Raw genomic sequence first — 8,062 nt, forward strand, 5'->3', positions numbered from 1 at the left:
GCGCTTCATCCGCCAGTCCAAGCGGAAGCTCCAGCGCAAGATCCCAGTGCTCCTCGAGATGCGACACCGAGATCGCCAGCAGTGAAATGATCTTCTCGCACGGATGGTCAGCTAGAATCGCACGCACAAGACTGCCGGCGAGCCGCGCGAGAATCATCGTCGTGCAGACCGGCACATCGAGCGTGATCGCACGCGTCACCGACTTCAGGTCGGCGAAACGAACGCGCACCGTCACGGTTCGTCCAGGCCGGGATTTCGCCCGAAGCCGCGTGGCGACGCGGTCGGCGAGATGAAGCAGCGTCGGCCGAATGACTTGCTCGGTCGCGGGCCTTCGGCCAAGCGCCGATTGTGCTCCTGCCGATCGCGCACGCCGGTGCGGCCTGAGTTGTCGCGGATCGCGATTCCAGGCCAGGGCTGCGAGCTTCTCGCCCGCCGCCGGACCGAGCAAGCGCGTCAGCGACCGTTCCGACAATTGGGCGAGTTGGCCGATCGTCGCGACGCCGATCGCGTCGAGCCGTGTCCTGGTGACCGGCCCTACCCCCCACATCAACTCAACCGGCAATTCGTGAAGGAAGCTGAGCTCGGCGTCGGGATCAACGACAACGAGCCCGTCAGGCTTTGCAACCTGCGAAGCGATCTTCGCCAGATGCTTGGTGCGGGCGACGCCCACCGAGATCGGAAGGCCGAGTTCGCTGCGCACGCGCCGCCGGATCGTCGCGGCGATTTCGGCGGGGGTACCGAACAGATGCGTGCAGCCGGCGACGTCCGCAAATGCCTCGTCGATCGAAATGCGCTCGACCAGCGGCGTGAAGTCGCCGATCACCCTGATGGCCGCGTCACCCAGCCGCTTGTAGTCGCTGAAATGGCCGCCGACAAAAATCAGTTGCGGACACAGCCGGCGCGCGTCCCGTCCCGACATGCCGCCACGCACGCCGAAGGCCTTGGCCTCGTAGGACGCGGCAAGCACGACCCCGCCCCCGACGGCGATCGGCTTGCCTCGCAGCGACGGCTCAAGCAGCTGCTCGACCGACGCGTAAAAAGCATCCAGGTCCGCGTGAAGGATGGTGGCTGCGACTGCCATCTCAACCCGTTGATCCCCGACCTGACCGAAACCGCTCGTCCTCGTACGCCACAATTGACAATAGAACAGAACGAGAACATACTCAACCCCGCCCTTGTCGTCGTGGCCGGAGCTCTGCGCGCGATGCCGTCGCGTCGTCTAAGGTGTATGCGAGCGGGCAGACGCCGAAGCCCGCCTAACGAGCCGAGGCTTCTGCCCGCGGACCGGATCGAAGCGGCTTGGATGGGTTCGACGCGGAGACTAGAACTCCTCGCGACCTCATCGTCTGCGTACCCTGAGGCTCAGATCGCGGTCGATCGGATCGCAGCTCTATGACATCAGTGCGCGACGGAAGAAGCAGATCTAAGAGAACGCGTGTCACCGACGACGGTAAGCCGCGAGCTTGTCGCTTTCTTGAGCGATAGCGTGACAACCTGCGGAACTGGCCGTGGATCGTCGACACTCGTCCTCAGTCTGTCGTTGTATCTGCTCGTCGTGCAATCCTTGGGCAGGAGCGAGCTCACAGGATCCATTCTCGGCTGCAACGAAGCTTCCCTGATTTTCCGAGCACAGTTCCACGCGCAGCCAACCCAAGGATACGAAAAGCACTTCGGTGAACCAATGCGCGTACTCAATCCGGGATGTCGCTTTCGAGGGCAAAGCTGACACACGACCCCGTCCCCGAGGATGTCGCCTTGTAACCTATGGCGGACCTCAACGCGCTCGCGCTACTGCAATTCCCGCTAAACGAGGTACCTCCGGATTGTCCCTGCCTATTACTACCTTTTCGCGATAGAAAAACGGTGCAGATAGAGCGCCCTCGAGCGTCCGTGACGTGATGATGGGCTCCGCCAAGTCTCAGAGGCAGCTGCCACCTGGACGCGAGTGAGGGGCTAGCGTGTCTGACGAGGATGTGGTCATCGGTCCCGAGAATCGGCCCCTCGCGCATTCGCAACTGACTGCCTTCATGCAATGGTGTGAGACCCGCATCGGTCGGAAATTGTCCGATCATGCTGCGATGGACCAATTCGCGGTGCGAGAATTTCGCAGCTTCTGGCGGCTCTTTGTTGAGTGGTGCCACCTGCCCCGGGAGGGGGCTGTCGATCCCGTCTGCGTGGGCGATGCCTGCGAGACCGCACGCTTTTTCCCGGGCCTCCGTCTGAACTATGCCGAGTGCCTCCTCGCCGGCAGCGCAGAAGAGCCGGCCCTGACGGCTTGCCACGCGGGGGGCGGTCGGGACACTTACACGCGCGGCGCATTGCGCGTTGCGGCAGCCCGGCTGGCAACATGGTTAGAGCACCTTGGTGTGCGCCCTGGCGACCATGTCGTGGCGATCGCACGCAACAATGCCGAGGCGGTCATTGCCGCGATCGCAACGGCCGCCATTGGTGCAACCTTCGCCAGTTGCGCGCCGGACATGAGCGTGCCCGCCATCCTCGCACGCTTCGCTCACCTCGATCCCGTTGTGCTGTTCGGCTGTCTCAGGGCGGAGCCATGGGATCGGGGCGTCCCTGCTGCCGAGCGCGTGATCGCGGCGGCGGCCGGCCTGCCAAGCCTTGCCGCGATCATCGCGCTCGACGACGGCGCGCTTGCCACCGGCGATGGGACAGTGTCCCTGCTCAAGCTCGCCGATCTGTTGCGCGATGTCGTTGATGACGAAGACCGACCCGGCTGGCTGCGCCATCCGTTCAATCAGCCCCTGTTCACGATGTTCTCCTCCGGTACCACGGGCCCGCCGAAATGCATCCAGCACGGTGTCGGCGGCACCCTGCTTGAGCATGTGAAGGAGCACCGGTTGCACTGCGATCTCGCCCCTGGCGACAAACTGTTCTTCCAGACCTCCTGCGGTTGGATGATGTGGAACTGGCAGCTTTCCGCGCTCGCGTCCGGCGTAGAGATCGTCCTCTACGATGGGCTACTCGAAGGGCCGGACACCTTCTGGCGGATCGTTGCCGAGGAGCGCGTGACCGTGTTCGGCACCAATCCTGCCTATCTACACTTTTGCGAACACGTCGGTTTCTCCCCGCGCCGGATGTTCAACCTTTCCGCCTTGCGCGCTGTGCTTTCCACTGGTTCCATCCTGTATCCCCGCCAATACGACTGGGTCCGCGATCAGGTAAAGGCAGCCATGCCGCTGCAGTCGATCTCGGGCGGCACCGACATCATCGGCTGCTTTGTGCTGGGCAATCCGAATCTGCCTGTCCATCGCGGCGAGGTACAGTGCCGCAGCCTCGGCCTTGATGTGCGCTCGCTGCCGCCGCCCGACGATCCGGGGGCGCGGATCGGTGAGTTGGTCTGCGCGAATCCTTTTCCCTCGCGCCCCCTTGGCTTTCACGACGATGCCGACGGCACGCGCTTCCATGCTGCCTATTTCGCCCAGAATCCCGGCTTCTGGACGCACGGCGATCTGATCGAGGCCACGCCCCAAGGTGGTTGGCGGCTTCATGGCCGTTCCGACGGCGTTGTCAACGTGCGCGGCATCCGCATTGGTACCGCGGAGATTTACCGCATCCTCGCTGATGTCGAGGAAATCCGCGACTCGATGGCAGTGGAGCAGCAGGCGGAGGAAGAGCCCGGCGGCTCGCGCATGGTTCTCCTGGTCGTGCTGCGCGAAGGGCTGGTGCTCGACAGCACATTGGCGAAGCACATCCGCTCGAAGCTTGAGCACTGCGGCTCTCCCGCCTTCGTGCCGGCGCGCATCGCACAGGTCGATGCGCTTCCTGTCACCCTTAGCGGGAAGCGGTCCGAAGCCGCGGCGCGGGATGCCGTGAATGCTCGCCCAGTACGGAACCGTGATGCCCTTCAGAACCCGGAATGTCTCGATGGTATCGCCGCGCATCCGGTTGTCGGGGCGACTTCGGCCATGACCGTATCGCAGCCGCCCACGCCGGGCCCCAAGGTCATTCCGGATGGTAACCAGTTGCGGCAGGAGTTGCAGGCGATTTGTGAGCGCGCACTGGGGGTCTCGCCCATCGCCTGGTCCGACAATCTTCTTGAAGTCGGCGCGGATTCGCTGGCGATACTGGCCTTGCTACTCGATATCGAAAGTTATTCTCGACATCACCTGCCCCTCTCGGCCTTTCTGGCCGCGCCGTCGATCGAAGGCATAGCGACAACCCTGTCCGTCGGAGCGGTGCTGGTGGCGACGAAACAGGCTGATCAGTCCGGCTTGCATCTCCGTGCCATGGGTCCGGACGACCAGGAGGCGGTATGCCAATTCCTCGCGCAAACCTTCGGGGAGTCGGGCATCAAGGCCACTTCGTGGCGCCGGCTCTTCGAGCATGGCTGGTCCGATCACAAGCGCGGCTTCATGCTCCTCGACGGCGGCGCGGTCGTCGGCTTTCTTGGCGCCGTCGTCGCCCGGCGGCAGATGAATGGTAGGGCAGCGCTCGTCTGCAACGTCTCCTCTTGGTCCGTACACCCGAGCTACCGCGGTTGGGGGATGGCTCTGCTCGGCGAGCTGCTACGAGATGAGAGCCTAACCTATACTGCTTTCACGCCCGCGCCGATTTCCTTGTCTGCCTTACTGACGCAGCGTTTCACGCCGCTGGAAACGCACCGGATCTTTATGCCGCCATTGCTACAGGCCGAGACTCTATTCGCGCCGAAGCCTCCGGTCATCAGCTTCGATCCAGTGGAAGTCCGCGCCAGATTAACCAGCGAGCAACGGCAAATCTTCGACGATCATGCACCATACGATTGCCTGCAGCTCACCGTGAGCGACGGGGCCCATCATGCCTTTCTCGTGGTAAAACGCCGGTCGCATCGCCTTAATGGGGGTCGACTGAGGAAAGTGCTTCCCCTGCGGATCCCCTATTCGGACATCCTGCATTGCAGTGCGCCGGAGCTGCTGTCACGGCATCTGGAGCGCGTCAAGCTCGCGATCTTGCGCCGACAGCACACCATAGCGCTCGTCGCGGAGGCGCGGCTCTTCGCAATCCGACCACGCGGCGTGATGCGTCCGCTGCGGACCTGTCACCGCTCCGCCCTGCTCGCAGCCAGCGAGATCGACAGGCTGTATTCAGAAATCGTTCTTTTGCCTATCTGAGACGCATCAAATGCGGCGTATCGTCGGCGCGCTCTCGATGATGCTTGCCAAAGCGGCTTGGCGGAAACGGCCGACTGACTCCATGTCTGCTATGAGGCCCAGGACTAAACCGCTCGCGCGGTAAGGCGCTGCGGCAGGCAGCTGGGCGAGTATCGGGATGGGCGCGTCCTGTCTGAAGATGAGGGGTTGCCAACCTCACTTCAAACACGAGCATCCCCGTGACCGCCGGCGGATGGGGCGATCGCCAGATACGGCGAGCTTCGAGGACGTGCGCCGCTACCAACTGCATCTGACGGCGAGCGGCGTTGACGTGCCGACCATCAATCAGACCGTCTCGACCCTGCGGTTTTTTTTAAGGTCACGCTCAAGCGCCATGAGATTGTCGAGCACACCCATATCATTCACGAGCCACGCAAGCTGCCGGTGGTGCTCAGCGTCGAGGAGGTGGCGCACGGCTCGATGCCGCACGTCGTGGCTGAAGTACGGGGCAGCATTGAGTGTGGCCTATGGCGCCGGCCTGCGCGCCATCGAGGTGGTTTCGCTCAAGATCGCCGATATCTACAGCAAGCGCATGATCATCCGCGTCGAGCAGGGCAAGGGCGGCAAGGACCGTAACGTCATGCTGTCGCCGAGCCTGCTCGACCTGCTGCGAACGGCCTAGAGGCTGGCTGCTCCCGGGCCGCGATCCGGCCCAGCCGACGACTACGCGCCAGCTCAATCGCGCCTGTCACGCCGCCGCCCAGATGGCTGAGATCAACAAGCGCGTCTCGCTGCATACCTTGCGGCACAGCTTCGCCACCCATCTGCTCGAGCAGAACATCGATGTCCGCGTCATCCAGGTGCTGCTCGGTCACGCCAAGCTTGACACCACGGCGCTCTATACCCGCGTTGCCAACTGCGGCAGCTGAAACTCCCAGCATGCGACGATCAGGCAGCCATCGCGCACCCGAACCGGCATGCGAACGCGCCCCGTAAAACTACGGCATCAGGCCCTACGTTGTTCCATTGAGTTAGGGGGAGATTTGTGAGGACAGTTCGGGCTTGGCATGGAACCTTGCCAGGTAAGGCTTCCAGCCGTGATACATCCTGTCCGCGAACAGAAAGCCGACGGCTACGCCTGACGGACAACCGTTCTGAGCTAAAGAACGGATCGGAGGCGCTTTTCAGTGGTGGCTCAGTCCGTTCGCCTCGTGCGATGAGCGCTCCCGAGCACGAGCGCGCAACACCTGGGGACTACGCGATTTCGAAGTTGCACCTGACCGAAGTCAAGGAGCCCTTCTCCAGCTGATGGCGGCCGCGCGAGCAAAGCCGTTCAACATCGGGCTAATGGCCTTTACGGTCTGAGCGAGCTCAAGCGCGCTGAGCCGCTTCCCTGCTTACCTAAGCTGCAGTACGCTACCCGCCCTGTTTGACCGTGATGTCGGGACAATTGTTGCGCCTAGATCTGCTCTCAGTCGGATTACATTCCGTTTGATATGGAGCACCAGATGGATTCCACGCTGGACAACAAGGTTGTGGAAGGGCGGCTCACGAGCCTCGAGGAGCAGCTTTCGAACTTCGCGCGCGAAGCGGGAGTCAGCCCTTCGAGCCCAGCGACCAGCATGGTACCTCGTGCGCTGCGCGCAACGATTCATCGATTGAGAGATTGGCGCTACCCGGCCTCCGTCAGTTTTGTGTTGTTAGCATCCATTGCTAGCGGTGCTTGGTGGTGGTCCTCCGTCGGTACGACGGGCGTACCCTCCTCAAGCCCCACACCTCTGACGCAAGCCCCGCCCAAAGACGTTGCGCCGACTGCCGTCGCACTTTCTTCCGACTTGGCACAGCAGCTCCAACCGATAGCACGCGATCTCGCCGCCTTAAGACAAGCGGTCGAACAGCTCCAGCTGAGGGAAGAACGACTGGTCCGCGACAATGAGAGCGTGGCAGGCCTACTCAGGGCGAGCCAAGCGGAAATTGCACGCAACAACAATGCCGTCGACCAGATCAAAGCTGTCCAAATTCAGATGGCTCAGGAAAGCAAGGCGGTCACCGAGCGCCTCAACGTAAGCCAGGAACAACTGGCCCGTCTGATCGCTAACGCCTCAGCGCCAAAGGAGGCGCCTGAAGAGACTAAGCAGACGTCAGGCCAAGCAAACGTAACCTCAGAAATACCATTGCCGCGTCCACGACGGCCAACCAACGTCACGCAGACGCACAAACCGACGCCGGCCCCGGCTCGACCGCAAGCCAACAAGCCGCAACCGCCGGCATGGCCATGGTCGGTGCGCTAATCTGCGAAGCCGCCATCATGGCAAGCAATGCGAAGTGGCCGCTGTGACTGCTGCCTGTTGAACCTGATCTCCAAATAGTCTTTTGGAAATAAATCGTCGCCAGCGGCTCGCCATAACGCGGCCTCGGGCCGACAGCCCACGATCGCTCTTATCCTGGAACGAGTTACAGCGCAGCCGAATTGCCGGTCAGAATGGCCACCTCCAGGCAACGGATGGTCGGCCCATTAGAAAAATGGCCCGGCGCACGCCCCCTGCTTGACGGTAAGCGCCGGAGCCGTCCTCACACGTCTGTCCGATCTCGCTAATTCACTGGGGGCGATGGCCTCGCACGTTACCTTGTCCTAATCGACGCCAGCGCGTGTCGACTAGGACAGCGCCGCAAGCGGAGAGTGCGTATCCATTCGGCCCCTGGACGCCAACCGCCCGCGCCTGTAGGGCTTGGCGAACCGATTCATCAAATCGCCTCCTCTATCAATCAGGCATCCATCTGATGGAAGCCGGGTCGGCCGGCCGCGTGGTCGTATACGTTATCAGGTCGTACCCGCGCTCGACGACGAGATCGGCGGCCTCGATGAAGCCTTCGTCATTTTCGTCCTTCGAGCTATGAAGGGTAACATCGCTCATGCGAACATCCTGGTTTGTCAGAGACAGCTTGACAAAGCCCTGATGGTCCCGAATTGGCTT

General features: G+C 62.4%; 4 protein-coding genes and 1 pseudogene. 3 read left to right on the forward strand and 2 right to left on the reverse strand.

The window, feature by feature from the left end; all coding sequences use genetic code 11:
- Nucleotides 1-1,081: DNA polymerase IV (gene dinB / locus ABIB78_RS38555; protein WP_429034266.1), on the reverse strand; the 1,081-nt coding region annotated here is incomplete at its 3' end.
- 877 nt (nucleotides 1,082-1,958) lie between these two features.
- On the opposite strand from dinB, the gene ABIB78_RS38560 reads away from it, so the two are divergent.
- From ABIB78_RS38560 to ABIB78_RS38570, 3 genes and pseudogenes are all read left to right on the forward strand, one after another.
- A complete protein-coding gene (locus tag ABIB78_RS38560; RefSeq protein WP_429034267.1) occupies nucleotides 1,959-5,108 on the forward strand; it encodes an acetoacetate--CoA ligase in 3,150 nt (1,049 codons plus the stop codon).
- 373 nt (nucleotides 5,109-5,481) lie between these two features.
- Nucleotides 5,482-6,016: pseudogene (locus ABIB78_RS38565) on the forward strand (tyrosine-type recombinase/integrase).
- Nucleotides 6,017-6,595: 579 nt separating this feature from the next.
- A complete protein-coding gene (locus ABIB78_RS38570) occupies nucleotides 6,596-7,378 on the forward strand; it encodes a hypothetical protein (RefSeq protein WP_429034268.1) in 783 nt (260 codons plus the stop codon).
- 471 nt (nucleotides 7,379-7,849) lie between these two features.
- Here ABIB78_RS38570 and ABIB78_RS38575 read toward each other — a convergent pair.
- The coding region (locus tag ABIB78_RS38575; RefSeq protein WP_429034269.1) for a hypothetical protein at nucleotides 7,850-8,062 on the reverse strand (213 nt) is incomplete at its 5' end.

It is taken from the genome of Bradyrhizobium sp. I1.14.4, from assembly GCF_050435825.1.
In the GTDB taxonomy this organism is placed as follows: Bacteria; Pseudomonadota; Alphaproteobacteria; order Rhizobiales; family Xanthobacteraceae; genus Bradyrhizobium.